Annotated in this window: 17 protein-coding genes and 1 pseudogene; 12 read left to right on the top strand and 6 right to left on the bottom strand. The window is 66.2% G+C overall.

Features of this window, described 5'->3' with window-relative positions:
- Positions 1-252: 252 nt before the first annotated feature.
- Positions 253-1,998: a heavy metal translocating P-type ATPase gene (locus ACFUEJ_RS21365; RefSeq protein WP_258325156.1), complete on the top strand. Its 1,746-nt coding sequence runs from the start codon at positions 253-255 to the stop codon at positions 1,996-1,998.
- Here ACFUEJ_RS21365 and ACFUEJ_RS21370 read toward each other — a convergent pair.
- Positions 1,936-3,918 (bottom strand): cytochrome c oxidase assembly protein, encoded by a 1,983-nt coding sequence (locus ACFUEJ_RS21370; RefSeq protein WP_388031699.1) that lies wholly within the window; start codon positions 3,916-3,918, stop codon positions 1,936-1,938. The genes ACFUEJ_RS21365 and ACFUEJ_RS21370 overlap by 63 nt on opposite strands.
- Positions 3,919-4,350: 432 nt before the next feature.
- Here ACFUEJ_RS21370 and ACFUEJ_RS21375 point away from each other — a divergent pair, with 432 nt between their 5' ends.
- The 5 genes from ACFUEJ_RS21375 (at position 4,351) to ACFUEJ_RS21395 (ending at position 10,564) form a co-directional block, all read left to right on the top strand.
- The gene (locus ACFUEJ_RS21375; RefSeq protein WP_075863793.1) at positions 4,351-4,557 is read left to right on the top strand and encodes a heavy-metal-associated domain-containing protein; all 207 of its coding nucleotides are present in this window, start codon (positions 4,351-4,353) and stop codon (positions 4,555-4,557) included.
- 90 nt (positions 4,558-4,647) lie between these two features.
- Positions 4,648-5,607 (top strand): hypothetical protein, encoded by a 960-nt coding sequence (locus ACFUEJ_RS21380; RefSeq protein WP_075863794.1) that lies wholly within the window; start codon positions 4,648-4,650, stop codon positions 5,605-5,607.
- 46 nt (positions 5,608-5,653) lie between these two features.
- Positions 5,654-7,999 (top strand): cation-translocating P-type ATPase, encoded by a 2,346-nt coding sequence (locus tag ACFUEJ_RS21385; protein ID WP_258325145.1) that lies wholly within the window; start codon positions 5,654-5,656, stop codon positions 7,997-7,999.
- The gene (locus ACFUEJ_RS21390) at positions 7,996-10,206 is read left to right on the top strand and encodes a heavy metal translocating P-type ATPase (protein ID WP_258325146.1); all 2,211 of its coding nucleotides are present in this window, start codon (positions 7,996-7,998) and stop codon (positions 10,204-10,206) included. Before ACFUEJ_RS21385 ends, ACFUEJ_RS21390 begins: the two co-directional genes overlap by 4 nt.
- A 34-nt stretch (positions 10,207-10,240) precedes the next feature.
- On the top strand, positions 10,241-10,564 hold the full coding sequence (locus tag ACFUEJ_RS21395) for a metal-sensitive transcriptional regulator (RefSeq protein ID WP_035755503.1): 324 nt from the start codon (positions 10,241-10,243) through the stop codon (positions 10,562-10,564).
- 51 nt (positions 10,565-10,615) lie between these two features.
- On the opposite strand, the gene ACFUEJ_RS21400 is transcribed toward ACFUEJ_RS21395, so the two are convergent.
- Positions 10,616-11,539, bottom strand: coding sequence for a M23 family metallopeptidase (locus ACFUEJ_RS21400; protein ID WP_075862500.1), 924 nt, complete (start codon positions 11,537-11,539; stop codon positions 10,616-10,618).
- Positions 11,540-11,821: 282 nt separating this feature from the next.
- Here ACFUEJ_RS21400 and ACFUEJ_RS21405 point away from each other — a divergent pair, with 282 nt between their 5' ends.
- A complete protein-coding gene (locus ACFUEJ_RS21405) occupies positions 11,822-12,490 on the top strand; it encodes a DUF305 domain-containing protein (RefSeq protein ID WP_075862491.1) in 669 nt (222 codons plus the stop codon).
- Between the two features lie 57 nt (positions 12,491-12,547).
- Here ACFUEJ_RS21405 and ACFUEJ_RS21410 read toward each other — a convergent pair whose 3' ends face one another.
- Complete coding sequence (locus ACFUEJ_RS21410; protein WP_075862490.1) at positions 12,548-13,504, bottom strand: M56 family metallopeptidase; 957 nt, start codon at positions 13,502-13,504, stop codon at positions 12,548-12,550.
- A 491-nt stretch (positions 13,505-13,995) separates the two neighbouring features.
- On the opposite strand from ACFUEJ_RS21410, the gene ACFUEJ_RS21415 reads away from it, so the two are divergent.
- Positions 13,996-14,148: a hypothetical protein gene (locus tag ACFUEJ_RS21415; protein WP_187346440.1), complete on the top strand. Its 153-nt coding sequence runs from the start codon at positions 13,996-13,998 to the stop codon at positions 14,146-14,148.
- 464 nt (positions 14,149-14,612) lie between these two features.
- Here the strand turns inward: ACFUEJ_RS21415 and ACFUEJ_RS21420 are convergent, their stop codons facing one another.
- Both ACFUEJ_RS21420 and ACFUEJ_RS21425 read right to left on the bottom strand, forming a co-directional pair.
- Positions 14,613-14,849 carry a helix-turn-helix domain-containing protein gene (locus ACFUEJ_RS21420; RefSeq protein WP_084813133.1) on the bottom strand — a complete coding sequence of 79 codons (237 nt, stop codon included), beginning with the start codon at positions 14,847-14,849 and terminating at the stop codon, positions 14,613-14,615.
- 125 nt (positions 14,850-14,974) lie between these two features.
- Positions 14,975-15,352 carry a hypothetical protein gene (locus tag ACFUEJ_RS21425; protein WP_277244805.1) on the bottom strand — a complete coding sequence of 126 codons (378 nt, stop codon included), beginning with the start codon at positions 15,350-15,352 and terminating at the stop codon, positions 14,975-14,977.
- Positions 15,353-15,457: 105 nt separating this feature from the next.
- Here ACFUEJ_RS21425 and ACFUEJ_RS21430 point away from each other — a divergent pair, with 105 nt between their 5' ends.
- The 4 genes from ACFUEJ_RS21430 to ACFUEJ_RS21445 all read left to right on the top strand — a co-directional run bounded on the left by ACFUEJ_RS21430 (position 15,458) and on the right by ACFUEJ_RS21445 (position 20,241).
- A complete protein-coding gene (locus ACFUEJ_RS21430; protein WP_388031707.1) occupies positions 15,458-17,227 on the top strand; it encodes a DNA cytosine methyltransferase in 1,770 nt (589 codons plus the stop codon).
- 125 nt (positions 17,228-17,352) lie between these two features.
- Positions 17,353-18,021, top strand: coding sequence for a type IV toxin-antitoxin system AbiEi family antitoxin domain-containing protein (locus tag ACFUEJ_RS21435; RefSeq protein WP_055476912.1), 669 nt, complete (start codon positions 17,353-17,355; stop codon positions 18,019-18,021).
- Complete coding sequence (locus ACFUEJ_RS21440) at positions 18,021-19,052, top strand: nucleotidyl transferase AbiEii/AbiGii toxin family protein (RefSeq protein ID WP_055476913.1); 1,032 nt, start codon at positions 18,021-18,023, stop codon at positions 19,050-19,052. The genes ACFUEJ_RS21435 and ACFUEJ_RS21440 overlap by 1 nt, the downstream gene beginning before the upstream one ends.
- A 58-nt stretch (positions 19,053-19,110) precedes the next feature.
- Positions 19,111-20,241 (top strand): PIN-like domain-containing protein, encoded by a 1,131-nt coding sequence (locus ACFUEJ_RS21445; RefSeq protein ID WP_137809386.1) that lies wholly within the window; start codon positions 19,111-19,113, stop codon positions 20,239-20,241.
- Positions 20,242-20,398: 157 nt separating this feature from the next.
- Here the strand turns inward: ACFUEJ_RS21445 and ACFUEJ_RS21450 are convergent.
- Positions 20,399-20,590: pseudogene (locus tag ACFUEJ_RS21450) on the bottom strand (transposase); the annotation flags it as partial.
- Positions 20,591-20,759 lie beyond the last annotated feature (169 nt).

Below are 20,759 nucleotides of genomic sequence, written 5' to 3' on the forward strand. Positions count from 1 at the left end.
GTCAACGAAGACTTAGCGACTGCGAAGGCACTGTTCACTCGGCTGATCGTCGCGCTAGCCCTGTTCGTGCCCCTGGCCAACCTCTCCGTGGTGCTTGCGGTCGTCCCCGACCTTCGCTTCCCCGGCTGGCAAGCAGTGTTGGTGGCGCTTGCCGCGCCGGTCGTGACCTACTGCGCGTGGCCCTTCTACCGCACCGCGGTGCGCACGTTGCGGACCGGCGTGGCCACGATGGACACCCTCGTCTCGCTGGGAGTGCTGGCCGCGACCGCGCTGTCGGTGTACTCAATGTTCTCGGCCGAGACGACGTCGACCGCAGGCCAGGGGGTGTGGTCGGCAATCTTCTCCAGTGACTCCATCTACCTCGAAGTTGCCGCCGGTGTCACCGTCTTCGTGCTGGCAGGACGCTACTACGAGGCGCGTGCCCGGACACAAGCTGTTCAAGCACTGACGGCGCTGGCCGCCCTGCGTGCCACCGACGCCCGAGTTGAGTGCGCAGGGGACACGACCATGCTCATACCCCTCGCGGAACTCAAAGTGGGGCAACGACTCATCGTGCTGCCGGGAGAGACCATTCCATCAGATGGGCAGGTGATCGAGGGCGCCGCCACTGTGGACCTCAGCGCCATGACCGGTGAGACGACGCCGGTTCAGGTGTCAGCCGAGCAAGGCTCCACCGCCGTCGGGGGCACGACGTGCCTCGACGGGCGACTACGCGTCGAAGTCACCGCAGTCGGTGAGGACACCCGCCTGGCCGAGATGATCGCGCTCGTCGACAGCGCGCAGACAGCCAAGGCTCGCGCTCAACGCGTCGCCGACCGTATCGCCGCGATCTTCGTTCCGTGTGTCATCGCCCTAGCCGCAGCCACTGTCGTGGGCTGGTCGCTCACCGGGGCGTCATGGGAGCACGCCGTGAGTGCCGCGGTGGCCGTGCTGGTCATCGCCTGTCCGTGCGCGCTGGGCCTGGCCATGCCCATGGCGCTGGTGATCGCTACCGGGCGAGGCGCCCAACTGGGCATCTTCCTCAAAGGACACGCCGCGTTGGAACTGTCCGGGACGATCGACGTGGTGGTCTTCGACAAGACCGGCACCCTCACCAACGGGCAGCCACACGTCACCGGCGTGTACACCGTCGACGACGACAGTGCCGAGCTGATCCTGGGCTGGGCGGCGACACTCGAGCAGCACACCAGCCACCCCATCGCCACCGCTATCGCTGCCGCAGCCGGTCCGCAGTCGCTTGCCGCACCGGTCGACGCGGTGGTCACCGACGTGGGTAGCGGCGTGCGAGGGGTGATCGACGGAGTGACGGTGCAGGTGGGTTCCCCGGCATGGATCGCCCGTAGCGCCGCGGTGCCCGCCGTGATCGACGCGCGGCGCGCTGACATCGAGCGCTCTGGGGGCACCGCGGTCTATGTCGCAGCCGATGATGCAGTCCGGGGCCTGATCGACATTCGCGATGGCATCAAACCCTCTGCCCGCCAGGCGGTCGATGAGTTGCACCGCATGGAAATTCGCACGTTCCTGGTCACCGGTGACAACGCCGGCGCAGCGCAGCGCACCGGGGAGCAGATCGGCATCGACGACGTGATCGCCGGGGTGCTCCCGGCCGAGAAGGTGGCCATCATCGACAATCTGCGCAGTAGTGGCGCCGGTGTGGCGATGGTCGGCGACGGCATCAACGACGGGCCCGCACTCGCGTCGGCTGATCTGGGCATTGCGATCGGACGCGGTACCGATGTTGCTATCGGCGCCGCCGACATCGTGTTAGTGCGCGATGACCTCACCACCGTCGCTCTGGCGCTGCAACTCGCCTCGGCCACGCGACGCACGATGCGCACCAATCTGGCATGGGCGTTCGGCTACAACCTCGCCGCGCTGCCGCTGGCTGCCGCTGGATTGCTCAATCCTCTGATCGCCGGGGCCGCAATGGCTTTGTCATCGTTTTTCGTCGTCTCCAACAGCCTGCGTTTGCAGAACTTCGCGCGTATAGACCGCTGAGGGCGACAGCGGCTGGGGTTGGGCCAACTGCGAGACCATCGCAGCGACGGTGTGGGAGGTGCCGGCATCGATGTCGGCGGATTCGGACCGATCGGGTCGGCGTTCGGCTCGCACCCACTGCGCCAACAGCACCAGGCAAACCAGCACCATCGGAATCTCGCTGATGACCGCAGCCACCACACCGCCCACCCATTGCGTGCGAGCCAGATCGGGATTCCACGGCAGCTGCAACTGGCTGTAGAAAGACTCGCCGATCACCGTGGTGGAGGTCATCAGCGCGATACCAAAGAAGGCGTGAAAAGGCATGACGGCGAACAGCAGACCAAGCCGCGCCAAAAACGGTAACTGTTTGGGTCCAGGATCGATCCCCACAGTCACCCAGAAGAACAGGTAGCCGGTGGCCAGGAACAGCACGCTCATCACGACGTGCCCCCAGTGGTAGCGGACGAGCACGTCGAACACCGGTGTGAAGTACACCAGATACGACGAGCCCACGAACAACGCGAACGCGGCAATCGGATTGAGCAGCAGCTGCAGGCCCCGCGAGCTGAGCACGATCAGCAGCGCCCGCCGGCACGCCGCGCCACCGGTGGTTCCGGTCGTCGGCAGCACCCTCAACAGCAAGGTGATCGGTGCACCACCCACCAGCAGGATGGGTGCGATCATGGTCAAACCCGTGTGTTCGGCCATGTGCACGCTGAACAACGCGTTGCCGTAGGCCTTGAGCCCAGAGCTGGTGGACACCACCACCACAGCGCACCCCGCGACCCACGACACCGTTCGCCGGATCGGCCACCGGTGTCCACTTGCCCGCTCCCGCCGGACGGCGACGAGATAGCCCACGACACCCACCACCGCCGCCACACCCACCACGAGATCAACACGCCACAGCGAGACCAGTGAACCGACATCGGGCGGGCCAGGAAGGGAATAACCCAGATAGACATCCCAGCCCGTGAATGGGTGGGCAATCAACCCGGGTGCGACCCTGGTGTCCATCACCGCCCAGCAGGCCACGGCCACCAGTGCGGTCGACGCGGCAAGGACAGAAGCGGTTGCCGGCGTCACCACGCCCCGGCGCAGGCGCACAAGGTCGGCCACCACCAGCACCGTCAGTACAGCCACCAACAGCCCCGCAGCGCGACCGAACGCCGACGACCACACATCGGGAGTCCGCAGCAGCAGCGTCACAGCCACCGCGCCCGCCAGTGCCATCACATCGGCGCCCAGGACAACGCCACCAACACGCCGGTCGGCCGCCTCGTCGATGGTCGCCGACCCCAGACCACGAACCCGGAACCGATCAGCCCACCGCAGCCCCACCGACAACGCCAAGCTCACTGCGAAGACAATGACCGCGCCGGTCGTGTAATCGTGGTCAGGACCCTGCGCGGCATTGCCGACCACGGGCAGCGCGAGCACACAAATCGCCGCGGGAACCACCAGCGCCGCCTGCATCGACCACCGCAGCGACACCGAACCGATCAGCACCACGACACCCGCAGCCACCACCACCAGCCACGCCAGCGCCGGCAAACTCACACTGAACGCGTAACCGACTTTGCCGCTCGAGACCATCGTGCCCACAGACACACCGGTGGTGTCTGCGGCCGCGGTGAAAGCCATGAAGAGCGCAACGACCACAGAGCACCCCGCGGCGCGACGGACGCGGCGAAACACTGGATAGACCGCAGCGTCGATGAAGCCTTGCGAGTCAGGGACGGCCGTGAGCACCATCGAGACCAGTCCCCCAAGCATCACCGCAGCCAACGCAAAGCCAGCGAAGTTGCCGACCACATCGGCGACAGCTGTGCCCGCCCCAGGATATGGATCTGCGCTTTCGACGTAGCGACTGGCGCCGGAGATCCAGGCGTAGATCACCAGCGCCACAATTAGCCCACCGACCAGCAGTGCAGCCATCAACCGGGGTACGGCTACGCCGCGCGGAGTTGACGGTGCGGTCGCCTCCGTCGACGGCTTCATATCACCCACCACCTACATGCTACTACTGCGCATAGTAATTACGGCGCACGGACTGTAGAACGGGTAGTCGTGGCTGATTCTCGGCTTGCTTGCCACCGCCTCGGTTCGCCGCGGGGCCGCGTCCGCGCGGGCCCTATCCAATCTTTCGCAGGATCGGTTCGGGCGCCCACTCCTCATCCCCGGTCTTTCCGCTCCCCCGGGTGCGCCGTGACGCTGGTCCGCCTTCGAGATCGGTGTCGGATCAGCGTCGAACGTTGATTACCCTAGGGGGGTATGGTACCAAGGTGGGAGTGGCTCAGTCGTCACTGCCGTGGGTGGGTCGGGGTATGGCCGCCCGGGGTATCGCCAGAAGGGAAGGGCAGCATCACTATGAGTACGTCTACCGTCACTGTCACCGGGATGACCTGCGGACATTGCGCCTCGTCGGTACGCGAACAGATCAGCACCCTCGACGGTGTCACCAATGTCGCCGTGGACGTGGCTAGCGGCCAGGTCACCATCGACAGCTCCGCTCCGCTGGAGCGTGACGCTATCCGCAGCGCAGTGCAAGAAGCCGGTTATCAACTCGCTGAGTGAGGTCGCGGGCCGGGCCGCCCCGGTGGTGGCCCGGCTCTCCTCGGCAGCGCAGCGTCGCTGGGCGATCTCCTGACAGACAGGATCATGACAATGAACGTGCCTTCTAGGCTGGGCCTTTTCGCTGGTGCGCTGGCGGTGGTCTTCGTGGCCGCCTACACTGTGGCAGCCGCGGTGGCCCCGGACCGGTCAGGCGCTGCTGGGTCGGACTCACCGGCGCACGCCGGACACCAGAGCGCACCGGCTTCGTCTGCCGCCGCGGCGCCGGGTGTGCGCGGGGTCACCGTCGGGTCGGGGGGTTATCTGCTGTCTGGACTCGCAGCGCCCGCGCAGGCCGGCCAGGCGGGCGTGTTGACGTTTTCGATCACCGACTCCGCCGGTTCGGCGGTCACCGACTACATGGTGGAACACGACAAACAACTGCACTTGATCGTGGTCCGGTCTGACGGCACCGCATTCCGCCACGTGCACCCCACGGTGGATGCTGCTGGGCGGTGGTCGATTCCGTGGCAGTGGCAGACGGCCGGCACCTACCGGGTGTATGCCGATTTCGTTCCGGCAGCGACCGGTGAAACCTTAACGCTGACACGCACTCTCGAGGTGGGTGGAGACTATCAACCCCGCCCTCCAGCCGGTGAGTCGCGGCGGTCGGAGGTGGCCGGGTTCCAGGTCGAGGTGACCGGTGAGCTGCGCGCTGGCGCCGACTCAGAGCTGACTGTGACCGTGAGTCGCAACGGTCAGCCGGTCACCACCTTGCAGCCGTATCTGGGTGCCTTCGGGCATCTGGTGGCGTTGCGCGATGGCGACCTGGCCTACCTGCACGTGCATCCCGAAGGCTCGGCACCCACGCCAGGGCAGTTGTCCGGGCCGCAGGTGAGGTTTGCGACGAACGCACCGACACCGGGCCGCTACCTGCTCTATCTCGACTTCCAGGTCGACGGTCAGGTGCACACCGCGACGTTCGTCGTCGACACCGCTGCAGAGCGTGGTCGAGCAAGCGCGACATCCTCGTCGTCTCCGGCGTCGGTCCCGCCTGAGCACGCCGGGCACTGACCGCCCGTCATCCACCCGCCGGCTCAACCCACGTCTTGGAGTCCTCATGACCACCACTTCCCCGTCCCGCTCGACCGGGTCTGACATCGAACTCGCCGTCAGCGGAATGACGTGCGCGTCGTGCGCGATGCGTATCGAGCGCAAACTCAACAAGCTCGACGGTGTCGTTGCCACAGTCAATTACGCCACCGAGAAGGCGCGTATCACCACCTCGGGTGATCTGGATCCGCAGCTGCTGATTACCGAGATCGAGAACGCCGGTTATCAGGCCACGCTTCCGCCGTCGGCGCAGACCGGTGACGATGCGAGCGCGGCGGCGACCGGTGAGGCCGCCGGGGACCTCGAGCTGCAGGCATTACGCACTCGTCTGATCGGCGCGGTGGTGTTGTCGGTACCGGTCATCGCGATGGCGATGATCCCGGCGCTGCAGTTCACCTATTGGCAGTGGGCCTCGTTGACCCTGGCCGCCCCGGTCATCGTGTGGGCGGCGTGGCCGTTTCACCGCGCGGCCTGGGTGAACCTGCGTCACGGCACCGCCACCATGGACACCCTGATCTCGGTGGGTACCGGTGCGGCGTTGCTGTGGTCGTTGTACGCCCTGTTCTTCGGTACCGCCGGCACACCCGGGATGACCCATGGCTTCAGTTTCACCGTGGCGCCCTCCGACGGAGCGGGCAACATCTACCTCGAGGTGGCCGCCGGGGTCACCATGTTCGTACTCGCGGGCCGCTACTTCGAGAAACGCTCCAAACGGCAGGCCGGTGCAGCGCTGCGGGCGCTGCTGGAACTCGGCGCCAAAGACGTCGCTGTCATCAAAGACGGCCACGAACAACGGATCCCGATCAACAAGTTGTCGGTCGGCGAGGAGTTCATCGTGCGGCCGGGAGAGAAGATCGCCACCGACGGTGAGATCGTGTCGGGCACCTCGGCGATCGACGCCAGCATGCTCACCGGCGAATCGCTGCCGGTCGAAGTCGGTCCGGGCGATACCGTCACCGGGGCAACGGTCAACGCCGGCGGGCGGCTGCGCATACGCGCCACCCGCATCGGTGCCGATACCCAGCTAGCCCAGATGGCCACCCTGGTTGAACACGCCCAGTCCGGCAAGGCCCACGCCCAGCGGCTGGCCGACCGCATCTCGAGCATCTTCGTGCCCGTGGTCATCGCCATCGCTGTCGCGGTCCTGGGCGCCTGGATCGGGGCGGGTTATCCAATCGAGGCAGCGTTCACTGCTGCGGTGGCCGTGCTGATCATCGCCTGCCCCTGCGCGCTGGGATTGGCCACTCCGACCGCCCTGCTGGTCGGTACCGGACGGGGAGCCCAGCTCGGCATCCTCATCAAGGGGCCGGAAGTCTTGGAGACCACCCGCACGATCGACACCGTGGTCCTGGACAAGACCGGCACCGTCACGACCGGTCAGATGACGTTGCTGCACGTGCACACCGATGCCAGCACCTCCGACCGCGAAGTACTCGCCCTCGCCGGTGCGCTCGAAGACGCCTCCGAGCATCCCATCGCCACTGCCATCGCCGGCGCGGCACGCGCCGAGCTCGGCGCCCTGGCCGAGGTCGAGGAATTCACCAACATCGAAGGTATGGGAGTGCAGGGCACCGTCGAGGGCCACGCAGTCCTCGTCGGACGCGACAGCCTGCTCACCGACTGGGGCCTGTCGCTGGACGATCCCGATCTGACAGCTGCCCGCGAGTCCGCCGAAGCTGCAGGACAAACCGCAGTGATGGTGGCCTGGGACGGCCAGATCCGTGCGGTGCTGGTCGTCGCCGACGCCATCAAACCCACCAGCGCCGCAGCCGTCGCCCGACTGAAGGCCATGGGGTTGACTCCGGTCCTACTCACCGGTGACAACCAGAAGGCCGCCGAACACGTCGCACGCGAGGTCGGCATCTCCACCGTGATCGCCGAAGTCCTACCCGCCGACAAAGTCCAGGCCGTCACCGCACTGCAGAACGACGGCAAAGTCGTGGCCATGGTCGGCGACGGGGTCAACGACGCCGCAGCGCTGGCCTCGGCCGACCTCGGCCTGGCCATGGGCACCGGCACCGACGTGGCCATGCAAGCCGCCGACATCACCCTGGTCCGCGGCGACCTCAACGCCGCCGCGGACGCGATCGCCCTGGCCCGCAAGACGCTGGCGACGATTAAGACCAACCTGTTCTGGGCCTTCGCCTACAACGTCGCCGCCATCCCCCTCGCCGCACTCGGGTTGCTCAACCCCATGCTCGCCGGCGCCGCGATGGCTTTCTCCAGCGTGTTCGTCGTCAGCAACAGCCTGCGGCTTCGTGCCTTCACCGCACGCACCACACCCGGTGACGAGAACCGCCCCTTCCACACACCCTCGACACATACCCCCCAGGGGTATAAGGTGGCGTCATGAACGAGCACACCTCTGCTGAACACGCCGGTCACACGGCCGCCGATCAGCACCACCACGGCCAGGTTGAGCACCACGAGGCGGTGCTCGATCACACCGGACACCACCACCCCGATTCCTCTGCCGGACAACGCCATAACGGTTCCGGCGACCACGCCGGCCACGACAGTCACAGTGGTCACGGCGGTCACGGGCACGGCGGGCATGGTGACCATGTGGGCCAGTTCCGGCAGTTGTTCTGGATCATGCTCGTCCTCGCGGTGCCGGTCGTCGCGTTCTCACCGATGTTTGCCATGCTCATCGGCTATCAGCTGCCCGATACCGTCGTGGTGCAATGGATTTCCCCGGTACTGGGCACGGTGATGTTCGCCTGGGGCGGGCGTCCGTTCCTGTCGGGGGCCGTGAGCGAGGTGCGCTCGCGCACACCGGGCATGATGTTGCTGATCGCTCTGGCGATCACGGTGGCCTTCGTCGCCTCGTGGGGAGCCAGTCTCGAGGTTGTGCACCATGAACTGGACTTCTGGTGGGAACTGGCCCTGCTGATTGTCATCATGCTGCTGGGGCATTGGATCGAGATGCGGTCGCTGGCCCAGACGACCTCGGCGCTGGACTCGTTGGCGGCACTGCTGCCTGATGAGGCCGAACGCGTCGACGGTGAACAGATCAGCATTGTGGCCCCGGCGCAGTTGCAGGTCGGGGATGTGGTGATCGTGCGCCCTGGTGCCAGCGTTCCCGCCGACGGCCTGGTCATCGACGGAACCGCCGAGGTCGACGAATCAATGGTGACCGGTGAATCGCGCACCGTCCGCCGTGGCGGGGGTGATCCGGTCGTCGCTGGAACGGTGGCCACCGATTCCGGTTTGCGCGTGCAAGTCACCGCGACCGGTGAGAACACCGCGCTGGCCGGTATCCAGCGGCTGGTCACCGACGCCCAGAATTCGTCGTCACGTGCGCAACGCCTCGCCGATTCCGCGGCCGCGCTGCTGTTTTGGTTCGCACTGACCGCTGCGGTTATCACCGCGATCGTGTGGACGGTGATCGGTCAACCCGATGACGCGGTCATCCGCACGATCACCGTGCTGGTCATCGCCTGCCCGCACGCGCTCGGCCTGGCTATACCGCTGGTGGTCGCCATCGCCACCGAACGCGCTGCCCGCGGGGGGGTGTTGATCAAAGACCGCCTCGCCCTGGAAGCTATGCGCACCGTGGACGCAGTGCTGTTCGACAAGACCGGAACCCTCACCAAGGGGGAACCGACTGTGATCGCCGTCGAGCCCGCCCCTGGTAGCGACGCCGTCGACGTGCTGGCCGCCGCTGCCGCCGCCGAAGCGGACAGCGAACACCCCCTGGCCCGGGCGATTGTCGCCGCCGCCCGAGACCGGGCCCAGCAGATCCCCTCGGCCACCGAGTTCACCTCCTCACCCGCGGTCGGGGTCAGCGCCCATGTCGAAGGGACGGTCGTGCGGGTCGGCGGGCCGCGCATGCTCGAGGAGCACCGCCGGCACGAACTCGCCATCGCCGAGCAGTGGCGCGCCGACGGGGCCATCATCTTGCACGTCGTGCGTGACGACGAGGTCGTCGGCGCGATCAAACTCGCCGACGAAGTACGTGCGGAGTCCCGCCAAGCCGTCGACGCCCTGCACCATGTGGGGGTGGCGGTAGTGATGATCACCGGTGATGCCGAAGCGGTCGCGCACAGCGTCGCCGCAGACCTCGGTATCGACCGGGTCTTCGCCGGGGTGCGCCCTGAGGACAAAGCCGACAAGGTCGCCGAGTTGCAGCGCGAGGGCCGCAAAGTCGCCATGGTCGGCGACGGCGTCAACGATGCCCCCGCACTCGCTCAAGCCGACGTCGGCATCGCCATCGGCGCGGGCACCGACGTCGCGATCGCCTCGGCCGGAGTCATCCTCGCCAGCGATGACCCGCGTTCGGTGCTCTCGGTGATCGAACTGTCCAAGGCCAGCTACCGCAAGATGAAGCAAAACCTTTGGTGGGCAGCGGGATACAACCTGATCTCGGTGCCTCTGGCTGCCGGGATCCTCGCCCCGATCGGATTCGTGCTGCCCATGTCGGTCGGTGCCATCCTGATGTCGGCGTCCACGGTGGTCGTGGCTCTCAACGCCCAACTCCTGCGCCGCCTGGACCTACGCCCGCAGACCAGCACCACCCACGCGCTGCACGACACCCGCACCACAGCCAGCACCGGGTAAGGAAACAGACCCTTGAAAAGGAGATGATTGTCCGATGACGACATCGTCCGCACCGGAGAACGAGTGCGCACACACCGCGCACGGCTACATCAGTGACAAAAGCCGCTACCTCGCGCGACTCAAACGCATCGAGGGCCAAGCCCGCGGAATCCACCGCATGGTCGATGAAGAGCAATACTGCATCGACATCCTCACCCAGATATCGGCGCTGACCAAGGCGCTCGAAGGTGTCGCGCTCGGCCTGCTCGACGACCACCTCAAACACTGCGTCCTCGACGCCGCCCAGGCCGGCGGCGCCACCGCCGAGGACAAGATCGCCGAAGCCTCCGCCGCCATCGCCCGACTCGTCCGTTCCTGATCCCCACCCGCACAACCGATCACGCCCGACCCTCGGTGCGGACGCATCCGCTCACGTCCGTGGCTGTCGCACCCACTGCGGCACCACCGGCCCGCCCGGGGCCGGGCGTTCGGCCTCGGCATCAACGGCCAGCACCACCCCACGCTCGGCCAGCCACTGTGCGGGATCGACATTCACACCGGCGGGATCGAGAACCTCGAAATGCAGGTGCGGGCCGGTCGACACACCGCGGTTGCCCACCGTGGCCACGATCTGGCCCATCCGGACCCGAGTGCCCTGCTCGAGCAGATTCTCATCGTTGTGGCCGTAGGTGGTGATCGTTCCGTCATCGTGGCGGATCCGCATCCACAAGCCGAAGCCTTGCGCTGGGCCTGCGGTGATGATCTCCCCATCAGCCACCGCGACAATCGGAGCACCCAGATCGTTGCCGATGTCGATGCCCTGATGGCCGCGCCCATCCCCGAACGTCGAGGTGATCGAGCCGGCAGTAGGCGCCACCGCGCCACCGCTCCCCGGCACCGCAGCACCCGGAGCCCCCGGTTGTGGTTGCGGCCCATGCGGGACGCTGGGATCGTGCGGCACCAACGCTGCCACCAACGTTGCCACCAGACGAGCCAGCGGCAACGCATCGATGATGCGAAAGCCACTGAGCGGATCGACCGTCGAGGAAAACGCGCCGAAACACTCCAACGCGGCCACACTGCCGCCGTCGCTGCTCCCGGACTGCGCATGACCGCGTAAACACGCCGACGCATGCTTGATCGGCTCACCCAAGCTTGCTGCCGCCGCACCGCCCAGCGCCGCCTTGACCGTGTCCTGCACGAGAACCACCAACTCCCGGGCGACATGGTCATCGGGTGCGGCCGCCGCGGGCAGCACCGGCGCCCACGCCACACCCACTGCCGTCGCCACCGCGACCACCATGAGCATCCACCGCCTGTTCACAGCTCCCGCGAACGAAGCCACCATGTGCATACCGTCGAACCCTTCTGACGTCGACGTCGACCACCACTCGGGCGGATCGATGCCGAAAGTCCACGCCGAGAGAGCGACGCCCAGCATCACACCACTCACACCACTAGTCCCACCAGTCACACAGGTTTCCACGACTTCAGCCGTGATTTTCGTCGCGAGACATGCTTCTCGCAGGTCAGTAGGGAAGAGGCGAGGGCCCGAACCGCACCGAACTACTATCGTGGCTAGTAGAATTGTTATCGAAGCGCCACCTTTGTGTGGCGTCTGAAACAAGGAGGACTGATGTCGACAAAGCGCGCGCGGATCATGATCGGGGCATCAGCGGCGGGCCTGCTGGTGTTGGCAGGCTGTTCCGACACCGAGGGGCAAGACCACTCCTCGATGACGGAAATGGTCACCACCACCTCGATAGCGGCACCATCGTCTGCGGCCGACATGGGTGAACACAACGCGGCCGACATGACCTTCGCCCAGGAGATGATTTCCCATCACGCACAAGCGATCACGATGAGCAACATCCTGCTCGATAAGAGCGACATCAGTCCCGAGGTCGTCCGACTGGCCCAGAAGATTAAAGCCGCCCAGCAGCCCGAGATCGACCAGATGAAGTCCTGGGTGACCACGTGGGGGGCTTCAATGAGCTCGAGCTCGCAGGGCCACGACATGGGTCAGATGAGTGCCGGGGAATCGATGTCGCCATCAATGGGCGGTCACGACATGCCCGGGATGATGACCGAACAGCAGCTCCAACAGCTGCGCGAGGCCCAGGGGACCGCGGCGGCTCGCCTCTACCTCACGCAGATGATCGAGCACCACCGCGGCGCCGTCGCCATGGCCAAGACCGAGATCCAGGACGGGAAGAACCCCGAAGCCATCGCACTGGCGCGAAAGATCATCTCCGACCAGGAATCAGAGATCGCCGAGATGCAGCGACTGCTAGCCGGCCTGTAAGTGGCCCAGCCGCACCCGCCCGACGGCCTCGAGCAGATGACACGCTCGCTATCACCATCACAGCAGGCAAGCTACCGCCACCAGCGCCGACACGGCGCCGGTGGCGGTGATGACGGTAGGTAGGACAACAACCCCTGCAACCGTGGCAGCGGCCTTTGCGTGGTGACCACGTGACACACATCGCCGACCGTCATATAGCCGGTGCAAACGCGGCGCCACACTCGCAAAGTCACTGATCGACAACGCCCCCGCCGGAGAATCCGACGACCCGGCCGATCGGGCCAGCGTTCCCAACGCCGAGCACACAGTCCGGGTGCCGACCTGTTCGGCCGCCCGTGCATCAGCGGCCTGCTCGACGAGTGTCGCCACCTCATCAGCACCGCGAGCGAACAGCGGAATGAACGGCAACGCTCGGCCCAGAACCCCAGCGAGCAACACGATCGCGTGATGCCGCTGGCGTCGGTGTGCGCGTTCGTGAGCCATCACAGCATTCAGTTCAGCGCCGGTCAGGACGTCCTGCAAGCCCGTCGTCGCAGCGATCCCCGCGTTGCGGCCCGGCAAACAGAATGCCATCGGCCGCTGATCTCTGAGCCACCACACATCAGGAAACCGATCACAACGTTGGCCAACCAGACGTAACGATTGCAGATAGTGATCGCGTGCCCGGCGCATTGCGACCGCAGCACGTGCCACCAGGGCCACCACCCAAACGACCGCCGCCACCGTGCTGGCCAGCACCGCTACCCCAGCCACGGTCTCCACCTGGGCCGGCGCGCCGTGAGACAACACACGCAGGCAGGAGGCCACCGCTGACAACTTATGCACGCCGAAGTGGTTCGGCACCACCAGCACCGACACCGCAGCGACCCATAACGCCGTGAACATCGCCTGGGCGGCCGGCCACGCCACCAACACCCACCGAGCGTCGATGCGTGGCTGGATACGCACCATCCACCGCGGCCACCACCAACCCAGCAGAGCCGCTGCAGCCACCAGCACCACCGCCATGCTCATCAGCGCCTACCCAGGCGCCGACGGTGTTCAACTCGCTGGGACCGTTTCTCCATCAATCCTTCTTCCCTCGCCACACGGCACAGCACCCAAGTATGACCAGAACATCCGCCTGCATGCCCCAGGAACTCGGCATCGCAACCCATAGAACGCTGCCTACTAATGGAGATAGTATTTAGAGTTGATGTGGACAGGGGTCATAGTGAACCTCGCCGACAAGGGAGTGTTTCGGTGGTCACAGGTTTTGAGCACGTCGATGATGAGCAGCGCCGGTACCGAAAGGCCATGCGAGACGTCCGGCGGGCGCCAACACCCCACTCAGCGCACACTTTCTTCGCCGAAGCACATGGCCTCTGCACGACCAACCGCCGACGGCACGTCACCGCTCATCTAGGCATGGCGCGCCAGCTGGCGAAGCTCGGCGACAATCGAGGATCGATACACCACACGGCCGCAGCGATTGGCGTTGCCGCCAGGATTCGAGCCTGCCCTAGGTGACATGGCCGGCCGATCGTGCATGGTGCGTCGTCGACCCGCACTTCGCCACCATCGGTGCCAGTGCCGCCGCAATCGCCGACATCCTTACCGACTCGAGCATCGATACCGTCGACGACGACCCAAGAGTCGATCCCCCGCGCTACCTCTGATGGCGGAGCGGCAGCACAGCGGATCACCAGCTACGACGTCATAAGGTAAATTGTCGGCGAATTGCGTTGTGTAGCAATATCTTCCGTCACCAGTGACGAAAGTGAACGGGAATCACGGGGCCGAACGCCCCGGCTGATGTACATTCGCAACAGCGAACCGGATCACATTGGTGGCTCTTAGAGCGCGCCGATGGTGATGTTGTTCGTTGCACGCCAACAGCTTTGGCTACTTGTGACTGCGTCTGACCGCAGCTGGCTCGCGCGCCGCGAACATGCTTGCCCAGTTGTCGACTACAGCAAAGATCCGGTTTGCTAATGTGGCGACGCGTTCTTCTGAGTTGCCACACTCAGCCGAAGGCCGTTTCTCACAGGATCGGAGGGGAGGGCGGTGAGACCCCCTACTGTGCAGCCCCTCTCCCCTCCGTCCTGGCTCCGAGGCCGCGTGTCACCCCATGCAGGGAAGGTCAGTGCCCGATCTGGTGTAGTAGCTGCGAGACCGGCATTTTCAGAGCTTTGGCGATACGTGCCAAGGTGATGATCGTCGCGCGGCGCGATCCGTCTTCCACTCCGCGCAGCATGTTGCGCTCGACGCCGGCCTCGAGACCCAGGGCCCGCTGACTGAGGCCCAGTTCCTCGCGGCGGGTCGTGATCGCTTCTCCGAGAGCGCGTAGCAACGCGGGTTCGTCGATGTCGACGGCCATGACGGCTCCTCCTCCCCTGTCGCCCGCCAGGTCGGCGGACGCACTCGGCGTGGCTGAGCCTACCGGCGAGGTCGCCGCATACGGCAGTGCGACGGCGGTGCGCCCGGTCGGCGCGGGACAGCTGCTCACTGCGCGGGTTTCACGATCGTCAGGGTCAGCTGGTCGTCGTCGATGTGCTCGTCGAACTCCTCGATGGCCAGCCAGTGGTCGCAGACGTACTGGTCGCGGTCGGAATCGTCCATCGCTGCCCACTGCTCGGGCAGCGGGCCGACGTAGCGCTGCACCCGGCGGACCAGATACGACCGCTCGACAACCTCGGTGCGCGCCAGCTCGGGCATCGCTTGCTCGACCAGCCCGACGAGGGCGGCGGCCGCGTCATGTTCAGCGTCGACACTGCCTGCGAGGTCGCAGGCTTGGCGCCACTGCTCGATGCTTGCGGCGATCGCTCGCGCATGACTACTCATCGGTGTTGCCGCGCAGTTGTTTTCGGTGGTCGTTGCCATGTGCTGCTCCTTCTTGCTCCGTGCCTTGATGGTTGCTTATAGGCTACCGCTAATGGTAGTCTATAGGCAACCACTAAGGATGGAATGAGCGAGGAAGCGACGATCATGGGGCACATCATCTCGAAGACAGCGGAACACCGTCCGGCGCTGCGCCGCAGACGATTCCGCCACGACAACCCGACCGCGCTGGACTTGTTCTCGGGATTCGGCGGATTCACCCAGGGCATCGAGGCCGCCGGATTCGACACCATCGTCGGGGCCAACCACAACCGCTACAAGGTCGAGGTGCACGAGGCCAACCACCCGCACGTCGAGCACTGGATCGCTGATCTGATCAACACCGACTCCGACACCTACCACTCGGTGCGTGAACTCCCGGCGGCCGACCTGCTGGTCGCGGGGGTGACCTGCACCAACCACTCCCAGGCCAACACCCAGCGCGCCTACGAACAGGGTCTGACGTTGTTCGACCTCGACGACCCCGAGTTCGAGGAACGCGCCACCCGGTCCGAGCGGGACCGCGCCACGGCCAACTGCGTGCTGCACTACGCCGATCAGCACCACCCGCTGCTGATCCTGGTCGAATGCACCACCGAGTTGCAGTCCTGGGGTCCAGCGGTGCCCGGGCGACGCAAGGTCGGCGACGGGTCGACGTATCGGTGGTGGCTGCGCGAGATCACCAAGCTCGGCTACGAGCACAAGGTGCTCTACCTCAACTCGATGTTCTTCGGCGTCCCCCAGAGCCGGGACCGGCTCTACATCGTGTTCTGGGACCGCGCACTGCCCGCCCCCGACCTCGACCATCGCCCCCAGGCGTGGTGCGGCCCCTGCGATGAGGCCGTCGAGGCGATGTGGGCGTGGAAGACCGGCGTGCCCGCCAGCGGATCGGTGCGCTACGGCAAGCAGTACAACTACCGCTGCCCGCGCTGCTTCGGTGAGGTCTCCCCCACCGCCACACCGTCGCTGACCGCCTTGGACCTCAGCCACCTGGGCACCCGGATCGGCGAGCGGGCCAAGCCGCTGGCCCCGGCGACCATGGCCCGCGCGGAGCGGTGCCGTCAGAAGTTCGCCGAGTTCCCCGCCGTGCTGATGCCGGCCAAGGCCCAGCGCGGCGTGGAACGTCATCCGCTGCAACCGATGGCCACCCAGACCTCGCAGCAAGAGACCGCGCTGCTCAGTACCGGCGCGATCATGGTCGCGGCCGGAAACACCTTCGAGCGCCCCGGATCGCAGTGCCGGACCCGAACCCTGGGGCAGCCGCTGTGGACCCAGCCCGCCACCAACGCCACCGGCCTGCTCACTCCCCCGGTCGCGATGGCCATCAACAACTTCCAGGGCGCACCACGCGGCCTCGATGAGGCGCTGCCCACCCAGGGCGGTTCGGAAACGCTGAGCGTCGTGTCCTCGGGTGTGGTGCCCTTCCGCAAGCACACCACCCCGACCAGCCACGCCCAGGCCATGCCGACGGTCACCGCCGAACAGACCCCGGGCCTGCTCACCGCGACCGGCGACCCCGCGCTGCTCGCGGGCTGGTTCAAACAGAACGGCAGCACCGGCACCGAGACCGCCGCGCACCCGCTCACCGATCCGCTGGGCACCCTGACCAGCCGCGACACCACCGCCCTGCTGGCCACTCACTGGCGCGACGCCCTCGCCGACATCCCGCTGGAAGACTGCTTCTTCCGCATGATGACCCCGCACGAGGTCGGCCGCGGCTGCGGATTCGACCCCGACTTCGGCGACCACAAAGGCACCTTCACCGTCTGGGGCAAAGGCCGCGACCAGATCGACGGCTACGGCAACGCCGTCACCCCACCCGTCCCGCTGTGGATCGGCACCCGCCTACGCGAAGTCCTGCACCCCACCAGCGGATGATGACGTCGACCGCCCCGGCACACCGTGACCACTGTGCCGGGGCATCCGGCCCAGTCCACACGGACGGGCCGCGCTCGGACAGCTCGGAAAGCCTCACCGATCACGCCCGTTGCTATTATTGCTGCATGATTGACGCTGGCCGGTGGGGTGCGATCCGCGACCTGGCGGATCGCCAGTTCGGGCTGTTCACCACCGCCCAGGCCCGCAACCTCGGCGTCGCGCCGTATGTCCTGGCTCGCCTCGCTTCCCGTGAGGCCATCGTCCGGGTACACCACGGTGTCTACGAGGTCCCCGAGTCCTCGGCCTGGACCACGCTCGGTGACTGGGCGGCACAGTGGTTGGCGCTGCACCCCGCCGCTGACATCGAGGACCGCCGCACCCACCCTGACAGCGTGGTGAGCCACGCCGCCGCCGCCCAGGTCCTTCGGCTGGGCACGATCACCGCATCCGGGCTCGAGCTGAGCAGCCCGCATCGCATCAACGTCCGCGACCCGTCGGTGCGCACCTGGCGCCGGCCGATCGGTGACCGCGGCCGCGACTGGGACCTCGTCGACGGACTGCCGGTGACCACACCCGCGCGCACCGTGGTCGACCTGCTGCTCACCCACGGCGACGGCGGGCACATCGGGACCGCGCTGCACACCTGCCTGACCGAATCGCTGGTCGACGCCGACGAGCTGATCGCGGCATGTGATCGGGCCGCGCCGCGCTGGAAGTACGCCTCGGGTGCTGAGCTGTTCGCCTCGTTGCTCGATCAGGCCCAGATGCCGGCCGAACCGGTGCTGGTCGGCTGATGGCGTATGCGTCCGAAGAGGCCTTCCGTGCCGGGCTGAAAGCCCGCCTGTCCGCCGAGGCTCGGACGAGCAGATTCAGCCGTGACGAGCTCGCTCAGACCGTGACCCTCCAGTTGTTCCTGGCCCGGCTGTTCCGCTCCCCCGACGCCGACCAGTGGATCCTCACCGGCGGCACCGCCCTGCAATTCCGGGCGCCGACCCAGGCCCGCCCCACCGCCGACGCCGACCTGGCGACCCGCCTCGACGCCGAACACATGCAGCACTCGCTGCGCCAGGCCGCCCACCCCGGACCCGGCGACTTCGGCGAGTTCGACATCACGATCACCGCGACTCGTAGCCCGGGCTTGTTCGCCGGGCGTATCCGTTACAACCTTGCCGGACAACGGTTCTCCGACGCCACGCTCGACCTCGCGACCCACCGGGAGATGCTGCTACCGCCCGAGACGATCAGCCCGCGCCCGGTGCTCGCGCTCGACGAACTCGACCCCATGCCCGTGATCCGGATGCAGGCCGCCGCCGAGGCAGTCGCCGACAAAGTCGCTGCCCTCTACGAGCTGCACGGCCCCCACGGCGACAGCCCCTCGACCCGCGCCCACGATCTGGTCGACCTCGTCATCCTCGCCCGCACCCAGTCGTTCGACGCCGAGCAGCTGCATGCTGCGATCTGCCACCAAGAACAGCGCCGCGACCTGACGATCCCTGCGCCGTTGGTGCTGCCCAACCCGACCTGGGAGCGCGACTACCCAGAGCGCGCCGCGCACAGCGGCTTGCCGGCGCACCTGCACCAGGCCGACGCCGCGCTCACGGCCGCCAACAGCCTCATCGAACCGATCCTGACGGGCGCGACAGAGAACGGCCAGTGGAACCCCGACGACGGTGTCTGGACTTCGGACAGGCCACGTTCGATTGGAGAACTGCTCGCCGACACCCGTGCTGCACAGGCGGCACCGCGCACACCGGCACCGGGGACCTCCCCGCGGCCATCGTCGCGTAGCACAGAACGCTCCCGCGACCACGGACCCGAGCTTTAGATTTGACCAGCGGCCCCGCCGCAAAGCGGGAATGGCGCAGCGAAGGCAGGAGGACGCGATGCGTGATGTGTTCGGTGAGTGGTACTCCGATGGCGACGATGAGCGCCGCGATTTCGTCACTAAGGCCAGAATCGCGTTGGATGCCAACGTCCTGCTGGGCCTGTACCGGATATCGAAGGAGTCCCGCGAGAAGATCCTCGTCCAGCTCGAACGGGACGATATCCGTCCGCGCCTCTTCCTTCCCTACCGCGCCGGCTTCGAATACCACCGTCAACGACTGTCCGTCGCAGCCGATCACGCCAAGCAATACACCAGAGCGACGAACATCATCTCGGGAGTCAAGGGCAAAGGCGTCAATAGTCAGCTCCTGCAGGAACTTCGCGCGGCTATCAGGGAAGTCAAGGACACCGGAGTACAGAAACGACTACTCGACGCGGCGGACACGGCATTCAAGGAAGCCGCGACTACCATCGACGGAGCGATACGGGCAGAGCGTGAGTCGAATATCCTCCACCCCAAACAAATTCAGACAGATGACCCAATCCGGGATCGTATCGAGAAGCTGTTCACCGATGCCGGTCAGATCGGTCGTCGGCGGACATCGACCGACCTCCGGGCATGGGAGGACCAGGCACGTGCTCGGCTCGCCGCTGCCATGCCCCCCGGGACCGGAGTCGATGAGTCCAAGCGGGACGGCGGGATCGGTGACCCACTCATCTGGATGGAGATGATGGACCTGGCCCGAGCTGTCGAGCAGGACGTGCTGTTTGTGAGCGACGACATGAAGGCAGACTGGCGTCAGATCGTTGACGACAAGGACTTCGGGCCTCTACCTGACCTTCTGCGTGAGTTCGCTGACGAAACCGGCCAGCGATACCACCACGTGAACTCGGACACCTTCCTCGAAGACCTCAACACCTATCTCGACGCCGATGTGGACAACGATGTGATCGACGAGGTCAAGAATGCACGCATTTCTGTCTCCGATTCTGGTTCGAGGATCGTTCTGCCCGAAGAGACTATGGAGCGCCTGAGGGAATGGGTTCGCACCAACGAGGCGTTTGACACGACGCTGCGCTCCGAGGCGTTCCGGAACTTCATGTACGGGGAAGACAATCCCGCATCTAAGTCGTTCCAGAAGTTTATGTACGGGCCAGGCAATCCGGCATCTAACCTCGATGTTTCGTGAGGTGGCGGTCCCTTGTTGAGTGGCCCGGTTGGGTGGTCTGAGGACCGGATTTCGGGCGTGGGCCGTGTGGTGTTGTCCGAGGCGTCGGTGTGCGTCGGGTTTCACGGCCCCGAGGTGTGAATGTCCTTTCTGGATCGAAGGTTGGTCGGCCTGGTGGTCAGGCCGGCGCTGGAAGTGCTGCAAGCCTTGCTAGCCCGTCGAGTAGCAGATCGACGTGCGGAGCGTGGGTGGCCAGCTTCATGCGGGTTCGCCGGGCGTGGCGGCTGATCTTGGCCGCGATCGAGAACACGCGGTGGCGCAGTCGCTTGGGTTCCCACCGGCGAGCAGGGTGATCGGTGAACGCGAGCAGGGGGTGTCAGATGGTCTGTGTAAGTCCAGTGCTCATCAGTGAGAGGACAATCTATGAGCATGGCGTTAGACGATAAGCAGCACGACGACGGTCAGCAGCTGCCTGAGTTGGCTGAGCCGCGTTCGACCGCGGAGGTGGCCGAGGCGCTGGAGGCCTCGGGCATGGTCGA

It is taken from the genome of Gordonia sp. NPDC057258, assembly GCF_042668985.1.
Lineage (GTDB): Bacteria > Actinomycetota > Actinomycetes > Mycobacteriales > Mycobacteriaceae > Gordonia > Gordonia hongkongensis.